The 19049-nt window shown below is 69.1% G+C and carries 17 protein-coding genes, 1 tRNA gene and 1 pseudogene; 13 read left to right on the forward strand and 6 right to left on the reverse strand.

Annotation, left to right across the window (positions count from 1 at the left end):
• The first annotated feature begins 75 nt into the window (after positions 1–75).
• Positions 76–1998 carry a potassium transporter Kup gene (locus QBJ89_RS04455; protein ID WP_277979333.1) on the forward strand — a complete coding sequence of 641 codons (1923 nt, stop codon included), beginning with the start codon at positions 76–78 and terminating at the stop codon, positions 1996–1998.
• Complete coding sequence (locus tag QBJ89_RS04460; RefSeq protein WP_277979334.1) at positions 1995–2522, forward strand: 2'-5' RNA ligase family protein; 528 nt, start codon at positions 1995–1997, stop codon at positions 2520–2522. Before QBJ89_RS04455 ends, QBJ89_RS04460 begins: the two co-directional genes overlap by 4 nt.
• A gap of 582 nt (positions 2523–3104) precedes the next feature.
• Here QBJ89_RS04460 and QBJ89_RS20195 read toward each other — a convergent pair.
• A pseudogene (locus tag QBJ89_RS20195) lies at positions 3105–3434 on the reverse strand (alcohol dehydrogenase catalytic domain-containing protein); the annotation flags it as partial.
• On the opposite strand from QBJ89_RS20195, the gene QBJ89_RS04470 reads away from it, so the two are divergent.
• Together QBJ89_RS04470 and QBJ89_RS04475 are read left to right on the forward strand one after the other, a co-directional pair.
• Positions 3433–3774: a hypothetical protein gene (locus QBJ89_RS04470; RefSeq protein WP_277979336.1), complete on the forward strand. Its 342-nt coding sequence runs from the start codon at positions 3433–3435 to the stop codon at positions 3772–3774. The pseudogene QBJ89_RS20195 and the gene QBJ89_RS04470 sit on opposite strands and share 2 nt — an antisense overlap.
• A 192-nt stretch (positions 3775–3966) precedes the next feature.
• Complete coding sequence (locus QBJ89_RS04475) at positions 3967–4218, forward strand: hypothetical protein (RefSeq protein WP_277979337.1); 252 nt, start codon at positions 3967–3969, stop codon at positions 4216–4218.
• A gap of 295 nt (positions 4219–4513) precedes the next feature.
• On the opposite strand, the gene QBJ89_RS04480 is transcribed toward QBJ89_RS04475, so the two are convergent.
• From QBJ89_RS04480 to QBJ89_RS04495, 4 genes are all read right to left on the reverse strand, one after another.
• Positions 4514–4590 (reverse strand) — tRNA-Pro (locus QBJ89_RS04480).
• Positions 4591–4699: 109 nt separating this feature from the next.
• Complete coding sequence (locus QBJ89_RS04485) at positions 4700–4963, reverse strand: hypothetical protein (protein WP_277979338.1); 264 nt, start codon at positions 4961–4963, stop codon at positions 4700–4702.
• A gap of 23 nt (positions 4964–4986) precedes the next feature.
• On the reverse strand, positions 4987–5250 hold the full coding sequence (locus tag QBJ89_RS04490) for a hypothetical protein (protein WP_223010674.1): 264 nt from the start codon (positions 5248–5250) through the stop codon (positions 4987–4989).
• A gap of 153 nt (positions 5251–5403) precedes the next feature.
• Complete coding sequence (locus QBJ89_RS04495; RefSeq protein ID WP_277979339.1) at positions 5404–6828, reverse strand: M20/M25/M40 family metallo-hydrolase; 1425 nt, start codon at positions 6826–6828, stop codon at positions 5404–5406.
• 106 nt (positions 6829–6934) lie between these two features.
• Here QBJ89_RS04495 and ettA point away from each other — a divergent pair, with 106 nt between their 5' ends.
• From ettA to QBJ89_RS04520, 5 genes are all read left to right on the forward strand, one after another.
• Complete coding sequence (ettA, locus tag QBJ89_RS04500; protein WP_277979340.1) at positions 6935–8614, forward strand: energy-dependent translational throttle protein EttA; 1680 nt, start codon at positions 6935–6937, stop codon at positions 8612–8614.
• Positions 8615–8728: 114 nt separating this feature from the next.
• The gene (gene greB / locus QBJ89_RS04505) at positions 8729–9211 is read left to right on the forward strand and encodes a transcription elongation factor GreB (RefSeq protein WP_277979341.1); all 483 of its coding nucleotides are present in this window, start codon (positions 8729–8731) and stop codon (positions 9209–9211) included.
• Between the two features lie 50 nt (positions 9212–9261).
• On the forward strand, positions 9262–9495 hold the full coding sequence (locus QBJ89_RS04510; protein ID WP_277979342.1) for a hypothetical protein: 234 nt from the start codon (positions 9262–9264) through the stop codon (positions 9493–9495).
• Between the two features lie 164 nt (positions 9496–9659).
• Positions 9660–10445, forward strand: a complete 786-nt coding sequence (locus QBJ89_RS04515; protein WP_277979343.1) for an NYN domain-containing protein — start codon at positions 9660–9662, stop codon at positions 10443–10445.
• Positions 10446–10481: 36 nt separating this feature from the next.
• Positions 10482–12089, forward strand: a complete 1608-nt coding sequence (locus QBJ89_RS04520; protein ID WP_277979433.1) for a M28 family peptidase — start codon at positions 10482–10484, stop codon at positions 12087–12089.
• 45 nt (positions 12090–12134) lie between these two features.
• Here QBJ89_RS04520 and QBJ89_RS04525 read toward each other — a convergent pair whose 3' ends face one another.
• The gene (locus tag QBJ89_RS04525; protein ID WP_431522507.1) at positions 12135–13979 is read right to left on the reverse strand and encodes a lytic transglycosylase domain-containing protein; all 1845 of its coding nucleotides are present in this window, start codon (positions 13977–13979) and stop codon (positions 12135–12137) included.
• Between the two features lie 230 nt (positions 13980–14209).
• Between QBJ89_RS04525 and dapA the strand changes: the two genes are divergently transcribed.
• From dapA to QBJ89_RS04545, 4 genes are all read left to right on the forward strand, one after another.
• Positions 14210–15091 carry a 4-hydroxy-tetrahydrodipicolinate synthase gene (dapA, locus tag QBJ89_RS04530; protein ID WP_277979345.1) on the forward strand — a complete coding sequence of 294 codons (882 nt, stop codon included), beginning with the start codon at positions 14210–14212 and terminating at the stop codon, positions 15089–15091.
• Positions 15092–15238: 147 nt separating this feature from the next.
• On the forward strand, positions 15239–15721 hold the full coding sequence (gene smpB, locus QBJ89_RS04535; protein ID WP_223010667.1) for an SsrA-binding protein SmpB: 483 nt from the start codon (positions 15239–15241) through the stop codon (positions 15719–15721).
• Positions 15722–16288 (forward strand): DUF2062 domain-containing protein, encoded by a 567-nt coding sequence (locus QBJ89_RS04540; protein ID WP_277979346.1) that lies wholly within the window; start codon positions 15722–15724, stop codon positions 16286–16288.
• A gap of 315 nt (positions 16289–16603) precedes the next feature.
• Positions 16604–19018, forward strand: a complete 2415-nt coding sequence (locus QBJ89_RS04545; protein WP_277979347.1) for a response regulator — start codon at positions 16604–16606, stop codon at positions 19016–19018.
• The last annotated feature ends 31 nt before the right edge of the window (positions 19019–19049 follow it).

Consider the following 19049-nt stretch of genomic DNA (forward strand, 5'->3'; position numbering starts at 1 on the left):
CCCCGGCGCGCGTGCTAGGCGCGCCAGTACCATGGGTAAACACGCGGGCGACGCCTCGAGCACGGTCGGCAACGCATGAGCGTGAACACCGACGATCCCGCGGTCCGGGCGCAGGCCCAGGCGGGGCATCATCACGGCAGCGGCGGCGGGCTCGCCCGGCTCGCGCTGGGCGCGATCGGCGTGGTGTACGGCGATATCGGCACCAGTCCTTTGTACGCGATGAAGGAGGTGTTCGTCGGGCACCATCCGCTCGCGGTCGACCCGCTTCATATCTTCGGCGTGATCAGCCTCGTGTTCTGGTCGCTGATGCTGATCGTCACGCTCAAATACGTGCTGATCATCCTGCGCGCGGACAACAACGGGGAGGGAGGCAGCCTCGCGCTGCTCGCGTTGATCCAGCGCCGCTCGGGGGCGGGCAAGCGCTGGGGGCCGAGCCTCGTCATCCTCGGCGTGCTCGCCACCGCGCTGTTCTTTGGTGACTGCATGATCACGCCCGCGATCTCGGTGCTGTCCGCGGTCGAGGGCCTGGCGACGGTGGAGCAGGGCTTCGACTCGTTCGTGCTGCCGATCGCGGTGACGATCCTGATCGCGCTCTTCTACATGCAATCGATCGGGACGGAGAAGGTGGGGCGGCTGTTCGGGCCGATCATGCTGGTCTATTTCGTCGTCCTCGCCGTCATGGGCGGGATCCACATCGTCGAGCGCCCCGACATCTTCTACGCGCTCAACCCGATGTACGCGGTGCGCTTCGCCGCCAACGACGGCACGCTCGCCTTCCTCGCGCTCGGCTCGGTGGTGCTGGCGGTGACCGGCGCGGAGGCGCTCTACGCCGACATGGGGCATTTCGGGCGCAAGCCGATCTCCTACGCCTGGCTCGGCTTCGTGCTGCCCGCGCTGATGATCAATTATCTCGGCCAGGGCGCGCTGCTGCTGGAGAACCCCGCCGCGGCGGAGAACCCCTTCTTCCTGATGGCGCCGGAGAGTTGGCGTCTGTGGCTGGTGATCCTCGCCACGATGGCGACGGTGATCGCGAGCCAGGCGGTGATCACCGGCGCCTATTCGGTGGTGCAGCAGGCGGTGCAGCTCGGACTGATGCCGCGGATCCGGATCACGCACACCAGCGCGTCGGAAGCGGGCCAGATCTACATTCCGGCGGTCAATTGGGCACTGATGATCATGGTGCTGCTGCTGGTGTTCGGTTTCGGCGAATCGTCCAACCTGGCCGCGGCCTATGGCATCGCGGTGACGGGAACGATGTTCATCTCGACCTGCATGGTCGGGGTGCTGATCCGCCGCGTATGGCACTGGCCGATCTGGGCGACCGCGCTGTTCGAGATCACCTTTCTTTCGATCGACGGGCTCTATTTCGCCTCGAACCTGACCAAGGTGCCCGACGGCGGCTGGTTTCCGCTGCTGGTCGCGGTGATCGTCTTCGTGCTGCTCACCACCTGGTCGCAGGGGCGCAAGCTGATGCTCGAGCGGATGCGCGAGGCGGCGATGCCGATCAAGATCTTCATCGACTCCGCCGCCACCTCCGCCACGCGCGTCCCCGGCACCGCGGTATTCATGACCTCGACGCCGGAGGGCGTGCCGCACGCGCTGCTGCACAATCTCAAGCACAATCGCGTGCTGCACGAGCGCGTGATCCTGCTGACAGTGCGCGTCACGGACATGCCGTACTTCCCTGAGCAAGACCGTTTTCTTCACGAGGATCTCGGCCAGGGGTTCCACCGTGTGGTGCTGCGCTATGGCTTCATGGAAGAGCCCGACGTGCCCGCGCACTTGCGCTCCTATGACGGCTGCGGTGCCGAGTTCCGCATGATGGACACCAGCTTCTTCCTTAGCCGCCAGACACTGCTCGCCTCGGACCGGCCGGGTATGGCGATCTGGCGCGAGAAATTGTTCAGTTGGATGCTGCGAAACGCCGAGAGCGCGATGGAATTCTTCCGCCTGCCGACCAATCGCGTGGTCGAGCTGGGCAGTCAGATCGAGATTTGACCGAGCCTGCCGCCCCGACCCAGGCGCCGATCATCGTCACCGCGCTGTTCGGTGCGGCGGACCAGGCGTTCCTCGACGCGCAGCGTCGCGCTCATTTCCCGCCCGAACGGAACCAGCTGGCGGCGCACCTGACGATGTTCCACCATCTGCCGCCGAGCGGCGCGGCCGAACTGCGCCAGCGGCTGGTGGCGGAGACTCGCGGCGTGGCACCGCCGCGGGCGCGGCTCGCGGGGGTGATCTCGCTGGGGCGCGGTGTCGCCTATCGCATCGAAAGCGCCGAGCTGGAGGCGATCCGTGCGCGCCTCGCCGAGGCGTTCAGCGGGTTGCTGACGCCGCAGGATCAGGCCGGCTGGCGCGCGCACGTGACGGTGCAGAACAAGGTCGAGCCGAGGGAGGCGCGCGCGCTGCTCGAGCAGCTCACGGCGACGTTCGTGGCGCGCCCGGTGGCGATCGCGGGGCTCGCGGCCTATTGGTATCGCGGTGGCCCGTGGGAGCCCTTGTCACGCCACCCGTTCGACGGCTGAGCAAGACGGCAACCGGCGTGATACGCGAGGTCGCAGCTATGGTGATCGCGTGCGCTCAGATCCGCCCGTCGCACAGGCCTGATCTTCGTGACCAGGAAGATAATCCACGTGCACGACATCAATCCGCTGCGCGCGATGTGCGGCGATGATCCGACCTACCTTCACCTACGCCGGCGCGTGTAGCTGCGCGCACGAGCGGCGCGCCGAGCGGCAGCGCGTGGCGACGGTCGCGGTGCGGCGTGCAAAGAGTTGTTTGCCGCTGAGATCGGGCAGGTCGCTGGCGGTCGCTCGTTGCTGAAGATCCGATGAGACAAATGTTATCCTGCGACAGGGTGCGAGCACGCGACGCCGCGCTGCTCGAGCGATGAGGATCGTCGCTCACGGCACGAACACGGCACGAAGGTAGCCCTCCTCCTTATGCTTGAACATGCGATAGCCGGTAGGGCTGTCCTCGAGCGCGAAGCGGTGCGTCGCCAGCGCGGCGGGGTTAGTTCGCTGCGCTGCGCGTGTTCGAGCAGGCGATCGACATTGGCCTGGCCGTGCCCGCGGTGGGATAACCGAGCAGCGGCTCCTGCAACTCGGGCTTGGGTGAGTGGTGTCGCACAAAGAGTAGAGATCGTGCTGGCAATACCAGCATTGGCCGCAGGAAATGAACGAGGGGACGACGACACGATCGCCCTTCGCCACCTTGGTCACGTCGCGCCCGACCTCGACGACCTCGCCCATGAACTCATGCCCGAGCACGTCGCCCTCGCGCATCGTCGGGATCAGGCCGTCGATCAGATGCAGGTCCGAGCCGCAAGTGGTCGAGAGGCGGACCTTGAGGATCACGTCACTGGGATTGAGGATCTCGGGATCGGCCACGGTCTCGACGCGAAGGTCGTTGACGCCGTTCCAGCAGAGTGCGCGCATGGGGAAGCTCCTAGCGATCGGCCCCGCCCTTGCGGGCGGCGGGCTGCGGGTCGACGGTGGGGATCTCGCCCGTCACGGGGCACTCGACCGCGAGGCGGCGCACGAGGTCGGGCCGCTGCGGCACGCCGAGCAGAGCTGGCGGCTCCGTCACCGCTATCTTGCCGCCTCGACGATCCTCTCGCACGCTCATGTAGCGGTGCAGGCCAATCGTGCCGACCATTACGTCTCATCGCGCCGCGAATGGGAGCCCGCGGCTGAACGCGTCGCCTCCGCCTTTGGCTATGCCATGAGCAAGGTGGGCGGCAGCTTGCCAGCAGAAGGGAAAAGCGGGCAGGCGTAATCCTTTGATGCCAGCAGCCGCAACGACAACGTCATCGTCGGCCAAGATCATGTCGAGTGCGATCCGGCATCTGAGCACCTGAGATCCGCTCTTGGTCGGCGCATGGGACGCCCTCTCGGTCAAGCCGGCGAACACGTCGCGAAAAGTGGGTCTATGTATCTGAGCTAGATCGTAATTAATGCTGGAGCTCGGTTGTCGAGCTATCCCGAGCACATGGGTCAGCGTCGCCGTCCTGCTGCTGTCGATGTTCAATCAGCAGCGGAGGGCATCCGGACGGCAGCCAGGCTCGCGCGTCCCAAGACGGACATTGTGGCGGCCGCGGACAGGAGCGCGTCGGGTAAGACCGATCGGGTGATCGAAGCGATGGGCTTATTCGCGGACGAACTCCACGCCATCGCCGATCACGTCACCGCCGTGAAGTCGCCACGAGCTAGGCCGCAGTGATTCCGAAGGACTTGATGCAGGAGAGCGCGCACGCGCCTCGATCGCTTGCCGGCGGCGGATAGACAGAAACCACAAAGCCCATGATGCAGGCAGCGAGCGCGACATCTCACTTGATGTCGACTAGCACCCGCATCGGCCGCTTCGCCAGCGCGGCGGCGTCCTCCACCGCCTAAACCGACGGCGACAGGATGTTCGGACGCGGGATCGCGCTGGTGCTCGACGCCCAGCTTCAGCGCGTCCGCCGGCACGCGCCAGATCGGTTCGGCGCTGCGAGGGCTGTGGCGGAATAGGGCTGTGGTCGGGGAGACAGGATTCGAACCTGCGACATCCTGCTCCCAAAGCAGGCGCGCTACCAGACTGCGCCACTCCCCGACGCGATTGCCGGCCTAGTCGCCGCGGCGTGGCGGCGCAAGCTCGGCTGGACAAGCGAAGGGGCACCCGCAGGTGCCCCTAGCCGATCCCGACGCCTCCCCGGTTCCGCTCAGCGCGTCGCCGGTTCAGCCGCAACGTTGCCGGCATTGCCCGCCTCGTCGCCGAAGTTCGTCTCAGCGCCGGCCAGCATCGCCGCGGCACTGTCGTTGGCGGCAGCCTCAGCCATCGCCTCGAGATTGTCGGCGCGGCGCTCGAGCGCGTCGGCCATCATCTCGGCATTGTTCCCGATCGAGGCGGGTTCGGGGCTGCGGTCACACGCGGTGGCGCCGAGCGGCGCGACGGCGGCGAGCAGCGGAAGCAGCGAGCGCCTCATCCTCCCGAACCCGACCCGGTCGATCACATGTTGTGCGCGGCGTCCTCGCCGGCGTCGCGGACGTTGTCAGCGGCCGAGTGGATGTTCTCGGCAACCGCCTCGGCATTGTCCTCGGCGAACGGGTTCGCGGTGGTGTTCGACACGTCGGCGACGTTGCTGGCGAGCGCGTCCATGTTGTCCGCCATCATGTCGGCATTGTTCTCGACCGCGGCGGCCTCCGGCGACTTCGAGCAGGCGGCGACCGACATCAGCGACGCGGCGGCGGCGACGAGCAGGATCTTCTTCATCTGAATGCTCCCAAGCATCATAAACCATTCGCGGCCGACCCCAACGCCGTCGCGAACTCCCGCCATACCCTACCGCGGTGGGGGGTCAATAAGCAAAATTCATCTCTCCGAAAGACTGCGACGAACGGTGGTCGCTTGGCGCAGCCTTTTAGCTCAAGGCCGCGGCACCGGCCCGATCTCCTCCGGCGCGTTGGCGACCACCGCCAGCATCGTCGTCCAGGCCGCGACATTCTGGCGCAGCTGCTCGGGATCGACGCGCTCGAGCGTGTCGTCGGGCGTGTGGTGCGTGTCGAAATAGCGCAGCCCGGACTGGTTGAGGTCGATGCCGGCGACACCGGTGGCGATCGTGGCGGCGATGTCAGTGCCGTCGCCCGCCTTGCCCGCGCCGTGCACGATGCCGAGCGGGGCGAGCGCGCTGACGAGCCGGTCGCCCACCGCCGCAGCGCTCTCCGGCAGCATCGTCTCGAACCGCCACACCCGATCGGCGCCGAAGTCACTCTCCGCCGCGATCGCGTGGCGCTCCTTGCCGTGGCGCTCGGCATAGGCCGCGCCGCCGAGCCCGCCGACTTCCTCCGCCCCGAACCACACGACGCGGATCGTGCGGCGCGGCCGCTGCCCGCTGTCGAGGATGCGCTTGGCCGCCGCGGCGGTGATCGCGACGCCGCTGGCATCGTCGATCGCGCCGGTGGCAAGGTCCCAGCTGTCGAGATGGCCGCCGACCAGCACCACGCCCGCGCTCGGGTCGGTGCCGGGCACCTCGGCGATGACGTTGCCCGACTGGCTCGGCCCGGGCGAACGGGGGGTGAGCAGCAGGTGCATCCGGATCGGCTGGCCGCGCTGCGCCATGCGCTCGATCAGCGTGGCGTCCGGCACCGATAGCGCGGCGGCGGGGATCGGCCTGACGCCCTCGGGGAAGTCGGTGGTGCCGGTATGCGGCAGGCGGTGGGTGTCGGTGCCGATCGAGCGGATCACGATCGCGGCCGCGCCCTTGCTCGCCGCCACGCCGGGGCCGTTGAACCGCGCGACGCCGTTGGCGCCGTAGCCGGAGCCGTCCTGCGTCGGCTGCATGCTGTTGCCGACATAGGCGATCTTGCCCTTGAGCGAGCCCGCCGGCGCGGCCACCAGGTCGCCGTAGGTCGGGAACACGACCAGCTCGGCGGTGAGCCCCTTGGGCGGCGTCGCGGCCGAATGGCCGAGCGCGACCAGCTTCACCTTCTGCGGGAAGGGCGCGACGATCTCGGCCTCTTCCTCGCCGCGCAGCCAGAGCGGCATGGTGAAGGGCTCGGCGCGGACGTTGCTGAAGCCGAGCGCGGTGAGCTTCTTCACCGCCCAGTCGCGCGCGCGCGCCTCGGCGTCGGTCGCGGCGAGGCGCTGGCCGATCTCGGTGGTGAGTCCCTCGACCAGCTCATAGGCGAGGTCGTCCTTCAGCGCGGCGTCGCGCAGCGCCGCCACCTCGGGCGCCACCGCGGCGGGCGCACGCGGCACCGCGTGCTGCGCGGCAGCGGGCGCGACGAGCGCGACGAGGGTGGCAAGGGCGCTGGTGGCGAGCGCGGCGATCCGGAGCGGGGAGCGGTTCATCCGCAGCGGCGTAATCAAGCGTTGCCAGTTTGCCAACGCACGCCGGCGGGCTTACATGCGCGCCACCGATTTCCCGACGCACCCAGTTCATGGAGCAGCGCGCCAGATGGCCGTCCAGTACACCTATGTCATGAAGGGTCTGACCAAGACCTTCCCGGGCGCGAACAAGCCCGTGCTCAACAACATCCACCTGCAGTTCATCCCCTCGGCGAAGATCGCGATCATCGGCCCCAACGGCGCCGGCAAGTCGACGCTGATGAAGATCATGGCGGGCATGGACCCGGACTTCACCGGCGAGGCCTGGGCCGCGGAGGGCATCCGCGTCGGCTATCTCGCGCAGGAGCCGCAGCTCGACCCCACCAAGGACGTGATCGGCAACGTCAAGGACGGCGTGCGACCCGTCGCGGACCTGGTCGACCGCTTCAACGCGATCTCGGCCGAGATGGGCGATCCGCAGGACGATACCGACTTCGATGCACTGATGGAGGAGATGGGCGAACTCCAGGGCAAGATCGACGCGGTCGACGGCTGGACGCTCGACAACCAGCTCGAGGTGGCGATGGAGGCGCTGCGCTGTCCGCCGGGCGACGCCGACGTCACCAAGCTGTCGGGCGGCGAGCGCCGCCGCGTCGCGCTCTGCCGGCTGCTGCTGGAGAAGCCCGACATCCTGCTGCTCGACGAGCCGACCAACCACCTCGACGCCGAGAGCGTGTCGTGGCTCGAGAACTTCCTCAAGGAGTATGCGGGCAACGTCATCCTCGTCACCCACGACCGCTACTTCCTCGACAATGTCGTCAACTGGGTGCTCGAGCTCGATCGCGGGCGCTACTACACCTATGAGAGCAACTACTCCGGCTATCTCGAGAAGAAGGCCAAGCGCCTCGAGCAGGAGGAGCGCGAGGAGGCGGGCAAGCAGAAGGCGATCGCCGACGAGCTCGCCTGGATGCGCCAGACTCCCAAGGCGCGCCAGACCAAGAGCAAGGCGCGTATCCGCGCCTTCGACGAGCTTATGGCGAAGCAGGAGAATCGTGTTGCCGGCAAGGCGCAGATCCTGATCCAGCTGCCCGAGCGGCTCGGCGGCAAGGTCATTGAGGCCAAGGGGCTGACCAAGTCGTACGGCGACAAATTGCTGTTCGAGAACCTCGATTTCATGCTCCCGCCGGGCGGGATCGTCGGCGTGATCGGTCCGAACGGCGCGGGCAAGTCGACCCTGTTCAAGCTGATCACCGGGCAGGAGCAGCCCGACGCGGGGACGATCGAGGTCGGTTCGACCGTCAAGCTCGGCTATGTCGACCAGAGCCGCGACGACCTCGATCCCAACAAGAACGTCTGGCAGGAGATCTCCGACGAGCTCGAGGTGTTCCGCTTCGGCAAGCAGGAGCTGGGCACGCGCGCCTACGTCGGCGCGTTCAACTTCCGCGGGCCTGACCAGCAGAAGAAGGTCGGCCAGCTTTCTGGCGGCGAGCGCAACCGCGTCCACATGGCCAAGATGCTCAAGGAGGGCGGCAACGTCCTTCTGCTCGACGAGCCGACCAACGACCTCGACGTCGAGACGCTGCGCGCGCTCGAGGAGGCGCTGGAGACCTTCGCGGGCTGTGCGGTGGTGATCAGCCACGATCGCTTCTTCCTCGATCGCCTGTGCACGCACATCCTCGCCTTCGAGGGCGACAGCCACGTCGAGTGGTTCGAGGGCAATTACGAGAGCTACGAGGAGGACAAGCGCCGCCGCATGGGCGAGGCGGCCGATCGTCCGACGCGGCTGGCGTACAAGAAGCTGACTCGCTGAGGGTAGGCGGGGCGGGGTGGCGGGCGCGAGCGATCGTGCGCGCGCCGCCGCCTGCCCGCCTCCGCCGCGCTCTCCGCTTCCCCTCGCGGTGGCGAATGGCCTAGCGCTGCGCGGATGGAACGACCCAATTACATCACCCCCGCGGGCTTTGCCGCGCTGCGGGCCGAGTACGACCAGCTCTTTGCCACCGAGCGGCCCGCATTGGTCGAGACCATCGCCTGGGCGGCGGGGAACGGCGATCGTTCCGAAAACGGCGATTACATCTACGGCCGCAAGCGGCTACGCGAGATCGACCGCCGCCTCGGCTGGCTGTCGAAGCGAATGAAGGCGGCCAAGGTGGTCGATCCGGCGCAGCAGCCCGATCGCGCGCGCGTCTGGTTCGGCGCTACTGTCACGATCGTCGACGAGGACGACAAGGAGCGCGTGCTCACGCTGGTCGGTGACGACGAAGCCGATGCGGGCGCCGGGAAGGTCGGCTGGAATGCCCCGGTGGCGCGCGCGCTCCGCGGCGCCGCGGTCGGCGACCTGCGCCGCGTCCATCTCCCCGCGGGCGAGCGCGACTATGAGGTCGTGGCAATATCCTATCCGCCCGGCTGAGGAACGGTGACGTCAGCTAAGCCGTTGATCTCTCAACAAGGAGAGAGACGATGGCGAGCGAGAACCCGCGCACCGAGAGCGCGCGTGACCATGACGACAAAGCCGTGATCGAGGGCATGATCCCCGGCGGTGCGGCGGTGCCGAGCAGCGGCGGCGGCGCGCTGGCACGGGAGGTCGGCAGCGCGGCCGATCTGGACCAGGTCGACGATCCCGAGGGCAGCGTGCGACCAACCAAGCAGGACGATATCGACGCGGGCGTGGCTTATCGCAGCGATAGAGGGTGAGGCGGCTATCGGACAGGCCGGGTCGGCGACGGTGCACGCCGTCGCCGCTCACCAACGGTTTAAACGAACGTCAGGTAAGGCGCAGTCCGTGCGCGATCTCAACCGACTAGCGGCGCTATCCTCATAATCGTTGACCTGCGTCCTCCCACCGTCGATGCAGCGGCATGCCCTCTGACGACCTTCCCACCCGCAACATCGCGCTGTTGATCGACGCCGACAATGCGTCCTGGCACACGCTCGATCCGGTGCTGACCGCGCTCGCCGAGTTCGGCAGCGTCAACGTTCGCCGCGTGTACGGCAATTGGGTCAAGGAAGCGCTCAAGGGCTGGCGCGACATGACCGTCAAGCACGGCATCGAGCCGCAGCAGCAGTTCGATCTCACCCGCGGCAAGAACGCCACCGACATGAAGATGACGATCGACGCGATGGACCTGCTCCACCGCGGCCGCGTCGACGCCTTCGGGATCATGTCGTCCGACAGCGACTTCATGCCGCTCGCGACGCGGATCCGGCAGGACGGGCTTGACGTCTACGGTTTCGGCAACAGCAACACGCCGGAAGGTTTCCGCAACGCCTGCACGCGCTTCATCGACGTCAACGCGCTGCTCGAGACGACCAAGCCCAAGCGCGCGCGCCGGGTAGAGGTGCCGTTCGACCAGTCGGTACCGCCCGCGATCGGCACCGCCGCCGCCGCTGCCGCTCCCGCGCGTGCCGCGGGGACGGTGGACGATCCCGAGCTGCTTCACCTGCTCCACGACGCGTACGACTCGCTCAAGCCCGACAGGGACGGGTTCGTCGGGCTCTCGGCGCTCGGGCAGCGCGCCGCCAACCGCTCGAGCTTCGACGTGCGCAATTATGGTTACAAGCGGCTTTCCGATCTGGTCGATGCGATCCCCTCGATCGACGTCGATCGGCGCGAGAACCACGTCTACGTGCGCTGGAAGGACTGACCTTTGACCCGACGCCTCACGCCCTTGGCCGCGCTTATGCTGATCGCGGCACCAGCGCTCGCGCAAACCGCGCCGCATGCCGATCCGAAGCGACTCTCCGACGATGTCCGCACGCTCGCCGCACCCGACTTCGGGGGGCGTGCGCCGGGGACGCCGGGCGAGAAGCGGACGCTCGACTGGCTGGTCGCACGCTTCAAGGCGCTGGGGCTCGCGCCGGCCGGGTCGAACGGGCAGTATCTCCAGCAGGTCCCGCTGGTCCACACCCGCGTCGCACCCGATGCCGCGATGCGCGTCGGCGACCTGACGATGGTGCAGGGCAAGGAGGTCGCGGTGACCAGCGTGCGCCCGGCGGCGACGATCGCGATCACCGACTCGCCGCTGGTCTTCGTCGGTTATGGCGTGCGCGCGCCCGAGGCCAAGTGGGACGATTTCAAGGGCATGGATCTGCGCGGCAAGACCCTGGTCTTCCTCGTCAACGATCCCGACTTCGAGGCGCAGCCGGGCGACGACGCCAAGGGCCGCTTCGGCGACCGCCGGATGACCTATTACGGGCGCTGGACCTATAAGTTCGAGGAGGCCGCGCGGCAGGGCGCCGCCGCGGCGCTGATCATTCATGATACTGCGGGTGCAGGCTATCCTTGGTCGACCGTCAACGCGTCCAACGGCGAGAATTACGATATCGTTCGCGGCGCGGATGACCCGCGCGTTCCGCTCCAGGGCTGGATCGAGCACGACACCGCCGAGCGTCTGTTCGCCGCCGCCGGGCTCGACCTGGCGGCGCTGCGCGTCAAGGCGCGCTCGGCGTCCTTCCGTCCGGTGGCGATGGGCAAGAGTTTCTCCGCCGCCGCGACGGTGAAGGTCGAGCGGATCACCAGCGCCAACGTGCTCGCCAAGATCCCCGGCCGCACCCGCCCGCGTGAGTCGGTGATGTTCGCGGCACATTGGGACGCCTATGGCGACGGCCCGCCCGACGCGAGCGGCCGCACGCTGCGGCCGGGCGCCAACGACGACGCGCTCGGCACCGCGGGCGTCGTCGAGCTGGCGCGGCTGTTCAAGGCGGGGCCGGCGCCCGAGCGCTCGCTCGTCTTCGCTTTGTGGACCGGCGAGGAGCGCGGGCTGCTCGGGTCCGAATTTTATGCGGCGCACCCGACGATGCCGCTTGCCACCACCGCGGCGAACCTGACGCTCGACATCCTCCAGACCGCGGGACCGGCGAAGGATGTGGTGCTGGTCGGCCCCGGCCAATCGACGCTCGACCCGCTGCTCGCCGCGGCGGCGCGCGGGCAGGGGCGAACGATCACGCCCGAGACGTTCAGCGAGCGCGGACTGTTCTACCGTGCCGACCATTTCTCGACGGTGCGGCGCGGCGTCCCCGCGCTGCTGCTGATGGCGCTCGGCGGCGCGCCCGATCTGGCAGAGGGCGGTCAGACCGCTGGGCAGAAGTGGCTCGACGATTACATGGCCTGCTACCACAAGACCTGCGACAGCTGGGACGCTGGCTGGGACCTGCGCGGCGCGGCGATGGACGTGGACCTGTTCCACACGGTCGGCGTGCGGCTGGCGCGGCCCGGGGTGTGGCCGAGCTGGAGCCCGGGCAGCGAGTTCGCCGCCACGCGTGACCGAAGCGGCGCCGAGCGGAAGTGAGCGGCGCTTTGGTCTGACCCGTCGTCGGCGGGTCAGGCGGCGCGGTCAGCCGCCGCGGCTCCGCCCCAGGTACCAGCTCAGGTTGTTGGGCCCGCGGCTGCGCGCGCGGGGCGGGTTCATCAGGTCGTACACCACGGCGTTCTCGAGCACGCGCTGCACGTAGTTGCGCGTCTCGGAATAAGGGATGGCCTCGACCCAATCGACCATGTCGACCGCGCCGGTGCGTGGGTCGCCGTTGGCGCGGAGCCATTTGTTCACGTTGCCCGGCCCGGCGTTATAGGCCGCGATCGCCAGCGGGTAACTGCCATACAGCCCGAAGATCCGCTGAAAATAGCTCGAGCCGAGCTGGATATTGTACCCCGTGTCGTCGACCAGCCGCCCGGCGTCATAGGACAGGCCGAGCTTGCCCGCCTGCTCGCGCGCGGTAGCGGGCATCAGCTGCATCAGCCCGGCGGCGCCGACGGGGCTGCGCGCGGTGCGGTCGAACTGGCTCTCCTGCCGCGCGACCGCGTGGATCATCGTCCACTGGTCCTCGTAGCCGCTCGGCACCGCCACGGTCGGAAAGCCGTTGGCGCTATACTCGGTCAGCCCGTTCTGCATCGCGCTGCGCCCCACCAGCACGCCGAGATCCGGGCGGCGCAGCTGGCGCGACAGTTCGTCGGCGAGATAATGGTCGGTGTCGCCCTTCGCCACCGCCGCGATCTGCTTCACGAAGGCGGTCTGGTCCTGATATTGGCCGGTCTGGCCAAGGAACTGCGCGGCGCGGACGATCTCGCGCGCATAGAAGGCCTGCCGCGCGGCGGGATCGATCGCTGGCGTCGGCGGTGCGGGCGGGGCGGTGAGGCGGCGCCCGAGATGCTCGATCGCGAGCTGGCCGTAAAATTGGTCGCGATAGCCAGCGGCGCGCTCGAACAGCGCGGCGGTGTCGGGCTGCTGCGCCTTCTCGGCGCCGCGTGCCGCCCAGTAGAAGCCCTTGGCACGCGTCTGCGGTGCCTGGCTGGCGCGGCCGTAGCGCTCGAACATCGCGCGGGCGTCGGCCGGGCGGTTGAGCCTGGTCGCGGCCTGGCCGGCCAGCCATGCCAGCGAGGTGTAATCGTCGCGCTCGCCATAGCCCTTGGTCGAGACATCGGTGCCCGGCGGATAGGCGTCGTCGATCTGCCGCGCGATGTCATAGGCGGTCTGCCACTGACCATCGGCTGCCGCGGCGCGCGCGTTGACCAGCAGCACCTCGTAGAACTTCTCGGCATTGCCAGGCAGCGCCATGCCGCTGCGCGCGCGCGCCAGCCAGGAGCGTGCGCTGGGCGAGGCGCCTGCATTGCGCAGCCATGTCGCCTTGTCCGCGATATAGCCCGGGTCGCGTGCGCCGATCGCATCGCCGCTCGCCGCCAGCGACGATGCCTCGGGCGAGTCGCTGCGAAAGGCGAGCCGCGCGGTGAACAGCGGCCGCGCCGCCGCGCTGGTGTAGGGAAGCACGCGCGCCGCCGCCGAGACATTGCCCTGCCAGAGTAGCGCGTCGAAGCGGCGGTCGTGGTCGGCCGGGATGAGCGCCGAGCCGAACTGGCCCAGCACCGCCGCCTCGTCCTGCGCCGAAAGCGACCCCAGCCGCCACGCGGTGCGCGCCGCCTCCTGCGCCTGCGCGCTGGAGCCCGTGGCCATATAGGCGCGCGCGCAGGCGACCCAGCCCGCCGCGGTCAGCGACGCCCAGCGGCGGCAATAGGCCGCAACGCTGGCAGGCGCGACGTTCGGGTCGGACGCCTTGCGCTCCACGGTGCGGCGCATCGCCGCCTCGCCGGGCCAGCCGGGGTGCGCGGTGAGGAAGCTGACATAGCTGTCGAACGGCAGCGCGTCGGTCTGCTGGAGCACCTTCCACTGCGCCAGCGGCTGCGCCATGCCGGGTAACGACGCCGCCGGGCCGGGGATTGGGGCCGGAGCACCCTGCGGCTCGGAGACGCTACCATAGTGACTCGCCGCGAGAACCGCGGCGCCTGCTGCTGCTACGACGAAGATCAACGAACCTGCCTTCACTCTCTGACCGACGCGACCGGTGGACAGACTAGCGACCCTAGCCGTATCTGCGCTGAACGGCGCCCCCCAATCGGTCGCAGGAGCAAATTCACCTCATGTTCTCCGGTTCCATCCCCGCCCTGGTGACCCCGTTCGACCCGACCGGCGCGTTCGACGAGCACGCCTACCGCGACCTGATCGAGTGGCAGATTGCCGAGGGCTCGTCCGCGCTCGTTCCCTGCGGCACCACCGGCGAGGCCGCGACGCTGACGCAAGCGGAGCAGTTCGCGATCGTGCGGGTCTGCGTCGATCAGGCGCGCGGGCGCGTCCCCGTGATCGCGGGCGCTGGCTCGAACGACACGCGGGTCGCCGCCGCCAACCTGCGCGCCGCCAAGCAGGCCGGCGCGGACGCGGCGCTGATGGTCCCACCTTATTACAACCGCCCCTCGCAGGAGGGCATCTACCGTCATTTCGAGGCTTTGGCGCAGGACGCGCCGCTGCCGATCGTGCTGTACAACGTGCCCGCGCGCACCGTGACCGACGTTCTGCCCGACACGCTGGTGCGGATCGTCACCGCTTTCCCGCGGGTGTTCGTGGCGGTGAAGGACGCCTCGGGCGTGCTCCAGCGCGTGTCGCAGCACCGCGCCGCGCTCGGGCCGGACTTCTGCCAGCTCTCGGGCAATGACGATCTCGCGCTCGGCTACAACGCCACGGGCGGGGTGGGGTGCATCTCGGTCACCGCCAATGTCGCGCCGCGGCTCAGCGCCGATTTCCAGCAAGCCTGCGCCGCGGGCGACGCTGCGCGCGCGCTGGCGCTGCACGACCGGCTGTTCCCGCTCCACGTCGCTCTGTTCAGCGACGCGTCTCCGGGACCGGTGAAGTACGCGATGACGCGCGTACGCCCGGCGTTCCCCGCGGGGCTGCGGCTGCCGATGACCTGGCCGAGCGAGGCGAGCCGGCAGGCGGTCGACGCCGCGCTGGCGCACGCTGGTCTGTAGATCGCGAGACGCGCGCCCTCTCTCGTCTCTGTGTCTGCGGTCGTCGCGGCAAGTAGAATTGCCGCACAGGCGATCGTCTCAGCCCCATTCCGACCAACCCGCACGTCCCCCTTTGCCCTGGCGCGCGGCTGCGCCTACATCGCGCCCATGTCGCGTCCCAAGCCCGCCACCTTCGACAAGAAGAAGATCGTCGCCGAGAACCGCCGCGCGCGCTTCGACTATGCGATCGACACCACCTATGAAGCGGGGATTGTGCTCAGCGGCACCGAGGTGAAGAGCCTGCGCTTCGGCGAGGGCTCGATCGCCGAGAGCTATGCCGAAGTGAAGGGCGACGAGGTCTGGCTGGTCAACTCAAACATCCCCGAGTTCAGTCACGGCAACCGTTTCAACCACGAGCCCAAGCGCCCGCGCAAGCTGCTGCTCCACGAGCGCGAGATCAACAAGCTGCACGGCGCCGTCGCGCGCGAGGGCATGACGCTCGTGCCGCTCACCGTCTATTTCAACGGCCAGGGCCGCGCCAAGGTCGAGCTCGCGCTCGCCAAGGGCCGCAAGGCGCACGACAAGCGTGAGCATATCAAAGAACGCGAGTGGAAGCGCGAGGCCGGACGCGTGCTGCGCGAGCACAGCTGAATGTCGGCACGGCCGATCACCGCCTGGGACCGGATCGCGGCGTGGAGCCGCCGCAACCTGCCGACGCGCGAGTCGATGGAGCGCAGCCGGCTGCTCCGCCCCGTCGCGCACCGCGTGCTCGCGCCCGAGCTGTGGCGCTTCACGCGCCGCTCGGTGCCGCGCGGGGTGGCGCTGGGCATGGTCGCGGGGATCCTCTTCCCGGTGGCGCAGATCGCGATCGCCGCGCTGATCGCGCTGCCGTTCCGCGCCAACGTCCCCGTCGCGGCGCTGGTGACCTTCATCACCAATCCCTTCACCACGCCTTTCATCCTGTTCGTGGCCTATCAGATCGGCGCCTGGTTGCTGCGCTCCAACGCACCCGCGGCGGCCCAACCGGTGGCGGATGCGGCGACGGGCTGGCTGCAGTGGCTGTGGGACGCGGGGCCGCCGCTGGTGCTCGGATTGCTGGTGCTGACCGCGGTCGCCGCGGCGCTCGGCTACGCGTTGGCAGCGCTCGGCTGGCGGCTGTGGATCGCGCGCAAGTGGCGGCATCGCCACGAGCATCGCCGCAATGGTGGCTGCCACTAAGTCCCCCGCGACGCTGGCGCCTTGTGCCCCGCATGGTTAAGAGAGCGCAGCCCAGCTGTGACAGACGAGAGGGTGCCACGTACATGCGTTTGACCGCTGCGGCCGCGACGTCGCTGCTCGCTTCCCGTCCCGTGATGCAATTCGCGCGGGATCGACGGGTTGCGGCGGCTGCCTTCCCGTCCGCGTGCGTCCACCGAGCAGCGCGATCGCTCGTGCGCGACGTGTCGCCTCGGCGTCAGGCATTCGGCGCGACGCCGGGCGAGACGCCGTACCTCGTCCCGAACCAGCGCGTGACGATGTGGTGAGCGCGGGACGATGATCCCGCTCGCCTCGCTCGACTCGCGCGGTTGGTGGCGCGGCCAGCGCGGCGCGCTCGGCATAGCGCTGCTCGCCGGCGCGCTTGCGGCGGCGCTGGTGCTGTGGCTGATCGGCGACATGGCAGTGGCATGCGGGTTCCTCGCTGCCGCGCTGGTGCTCGCCGGCGTCGCGGTCACCGTCATGCGGCTGCGCACGCCCGAGACGGTCGGGCCGGCGGTCGAGCATGACTGGGAGCTCGTCCGCTCGCTCGCCGAGTCGAGCGACGACGCGGTTGCGATCACCGATCGCGGCGGAAAACTGGTCTGCGCCAACGATCGCTACGAGCAGCTCTTCGGCGGCTTCCCGACGCCGCCTGCTCTGCCTTTGGTCGGCGACGGTGCCGGGCAGCTGGCGGTGTGCGGTCGCGCGGCGTGGCGCGATGGCACCGCGCGCGCCTCGCTGCGCGGGGCGGCGGGCGCGATCGACGCGGTGATCGCACGCACCGGGCAGCAGCAGGACTTCCTGATCTGGCGCTTCCTCGGCGCGGCGGCGCCCACCGGGCAGGTGGCGCGGCTGCTCGAATCGATCGACGGCGGGCTCGGCCAGCAGCTCGGCGCGGCGGGGGTGATGGCGGCGCTGATCACCGCCAACGGCCATGTCCTCTCCGCCAACGCGGTGCTGCGCACGCGCGCCACGGGCACGCCCGACGGCACGATCGTGGACGAGGACCTCGCGCGCTTCCTCAGCGAGGATCCCGGCGGCACCGTGCGCTTCCTCGCCGAGGGGGCGAGCGCGACGCCGCTGCGGCTGCTCCAGATACCGCTCGGTGACGATCCGGAAGCGCCGATCCTGGTGGCGATGGTCGACGTCGACAGCGGCATCGCCGGCGGCGGCGCGGCGGAGGACCTCGAGGGACTGCTGATGCTGATGCCGTTCGGCGTCGCGCTGGTCGATCGCGAGGGGCGCTTCACCCAGATGAACCGCGCCTTCGCGCGTGCCGCCAGCGTCGAGCCCGGCGCGACCCCGACCTATCCCGGCGACCTCGTCGTGCGCGAGGACAAGGCCGCGGTGGCGGACGCGATCCGGCGTGCCAGCGGGGGCGGCCGCCCGATGGATCTGGCGGTACGGCTCAAGGACCATCCCGACGAGCCGGTCGCACTTTCGATCGCGGCCGCGCGCGGGCTGGGCGACGCCGCGGTGCTGCTCAGCCTCAAGGACAATAATGAGGAGAACCGGCTCAAGCGCGAGGTGGCGCAGGCCACCAAGATGCAGGCGGTGGGGCAGCTCGCCGGCGGCGTCGCGCACGATTTCAACAATATCCTTACCGCGATCATCGGCCACTGCGACCTGATGCTGATGCGTCACTCGCCCGGCGACAGCGACTATGACGACATCCAGCAGATCCGTGCCAACTCGAATCGCGCCGCCAGCCTGACGCGCCAGCTGCTCGCGTTCTCGCGCCAGCAGACGTTGCGCCCGCAGGTGCTACAGCTTCCCGACGTCGTCTCGGAAGTGTCCAACCTGCTGCGCCGGCTGATGGGCGAGACGGTGACGCTGGAGGTCAAGCACGGCCGCGACCTCGGGCCGGTGCGCGCCGACCCGGGCCAGCTCGAGCAGGTCGTCGTCAACCTCGCGGTCAATGCGCGCGACGCGATGCTGAGCAAGGGCAGCGGCGGCAAGCTGACGATCCAGACGCGATCTGTGCCGATCGCCGAGATCCGCCGTCGCAACAGCGACATCATGCCGATCGGCGATTATACCGCGCTCGAGGTGTCCGACACCGGCACGGGCATCCCGCCCGAGGTGCTGCCCAAGATCTTCGAGCCCTTCTTCACCACCAAGGATGTCGGCAAGGGTACCGGGCTCGGTCTGTCGACCGTCTACGGCATCGTCAAACAATCGGGCGGGTTCATCTTCGCCGATTCGAAGCCGGGGCAGGGCGCCACCTTCACCATGTACCTGCCGGTCTATGCCGCCGCCGGGGCGGAGGCGGGGGCGGCACCTGCCGCGAGCAGGCCGGCGCCGCGCCAGCGCACCGGCGACCTGTGGGGCAGCGGCACGATCCTGCTGGTCGAAGACGAGGACATGGTCCGCGCGGTGGCGGAGCGAGCGCTCGCGCGCCAGGGCTATACCGTGCTCGCCGCCGAGAATGGCGAGGCGGCGTTGGAGCTGATGCAGGGAGTCGACCGGCCGACGCTGGTGATCTCCGACGTGATGATGCCGGTGATGGACGGGCCGACGCTGGCGCGCCAGCTGCGCCAGACGCACCCGAACATTCCGATCCTCTTCATGTCGGGCTATGCCGAGGAGCAGCTGCGCCGCTCTATCGACCTCGACAACGTCGCCTTCCTGCCGAAGCCCTTCTCGGTCCAGCAGCTCGCCGAGGCGACGCGCGACGCGCTGGTGGCGCAGGAGGCCCGTGGCGGATCATAACGGGTCCAACCATCTGTTGCGCCCACGCGGG

This window comes from Sphingomonas phyllosphaerae, assembly GCF_029623345.1.
Taxonomy (GTDB): Bacteria; Pseudomonadota; Alphaproteobacteria; order Sphingomonadales; family Sphingomonadaceae; genus Sphingomonas; species Sphingomonas phyllosphaerae_C.

Bases quoted from the DNA above. Each gene is read 5' to 3' on its own strand.
- QBJ89_RS04455 (WP_277979333.1), top strand. From the start codon at position 76: ATGAGCGTGAACACCGACGATCCCGCGGTCCGGGCGCAGGCCCAGGCG.
- QBJ89_RS04470 (WP_277979336.1), top strand. From the start codon at position 3,433: ATGGGGAAGCTCCTAGCGATCGGCCCCGCCCTTGCGGGCGGCGGGCTG.
- QBJ89_RS04485 (WP_277979338.1), bottom strand. From the start codon at position 4,963: ATGAGGCGCTCGCTGCTTCCGCTGCTCGCCGCCGTCGCGCCGCTCGGC.
- QBJ89_RS04490 (WP_223010674.1), bottom strand. From the start codon at position 5,250: ATGAAGAAGATCCTGCTCGTCGCCGCCGCCGCGTCGCTGATGTCGGTC.
- QBJ89_RS04495 (WP_277979339.1), bottom strand. From the start codon at position 6,828: ATGAACCGCTCCCCGCTCCGGATCGCCGCGCTCGCCACCAGCGCCCTT.
- ettA (WP_277979340.1), top strand. From the start codon at position 6,935: ATGGCCGTCCAGTACACCTATGTCATGAAGGGTCTGACCAAGACCTTC.
- greB (WP_277979341.1), top strand. From the start codon at position 8,729: ATGGAACGACCCAATTACATCACCCCCGCGGGCTTTGCCGCGCTGCGG.
- QBJ89_RS04510 (WP_277979342.1), top strand. From the start codon at position 9,262: ATGGCGAGCGAGAACCCGCGCACCGAGAGCGCGCGTGACCATGACGAC.
- QBJ89_RS04515 (WP_277979343.1), top strand. From the start codon at position 9,660: ATGCCCTCTGACGACCTTCCCACCCGCAACATCGCGCTGTTGATCGAC.
- QBJ89_RS04520 (WP_277979433.1), top strand. From the start codon at position 10,482: ATGCTGATCGCGGCACCAGCGCTCGCGCAAACCGCGCCGCATGCCGAT.
- QBJ89_RS04525 (WP_431522507.1), bottom strand. From the start codon at position 13,979: ATGGCGCAGCCGCTGGCGCAGTGGAAGGTGCTCCAGCAGACCGACGCG.
- dapA (WP_277979345.1), top strand. From the start codon at position 14,210: ATGTTCTCCGGTTCCATCCCCGCCCTGGTGACCCCGTTCGACCCGACC.
- smpB (WP_223010667.1), top strand. From the start codon at position 15,239: ATGTCGCGTCCCAAGCCCGCCACCTTCGACAAGAAGAAGATCGTCGCC.
- QBJ89_RS04540 (WP_277979346.1), top strand. From the start codon at position 15,722: ATGTCGGCACGGCCGATCACCGCCTGGGACCGGATCGCGGCGTGGAGC.
- QBJ89_RS04545 (WP_277979347.1), top strand. From the start codon at position 16,604: ATGATCCCGCTCGCCTCGCTCGACTCGCGCGGTTGGTGGCGCGGCCAG.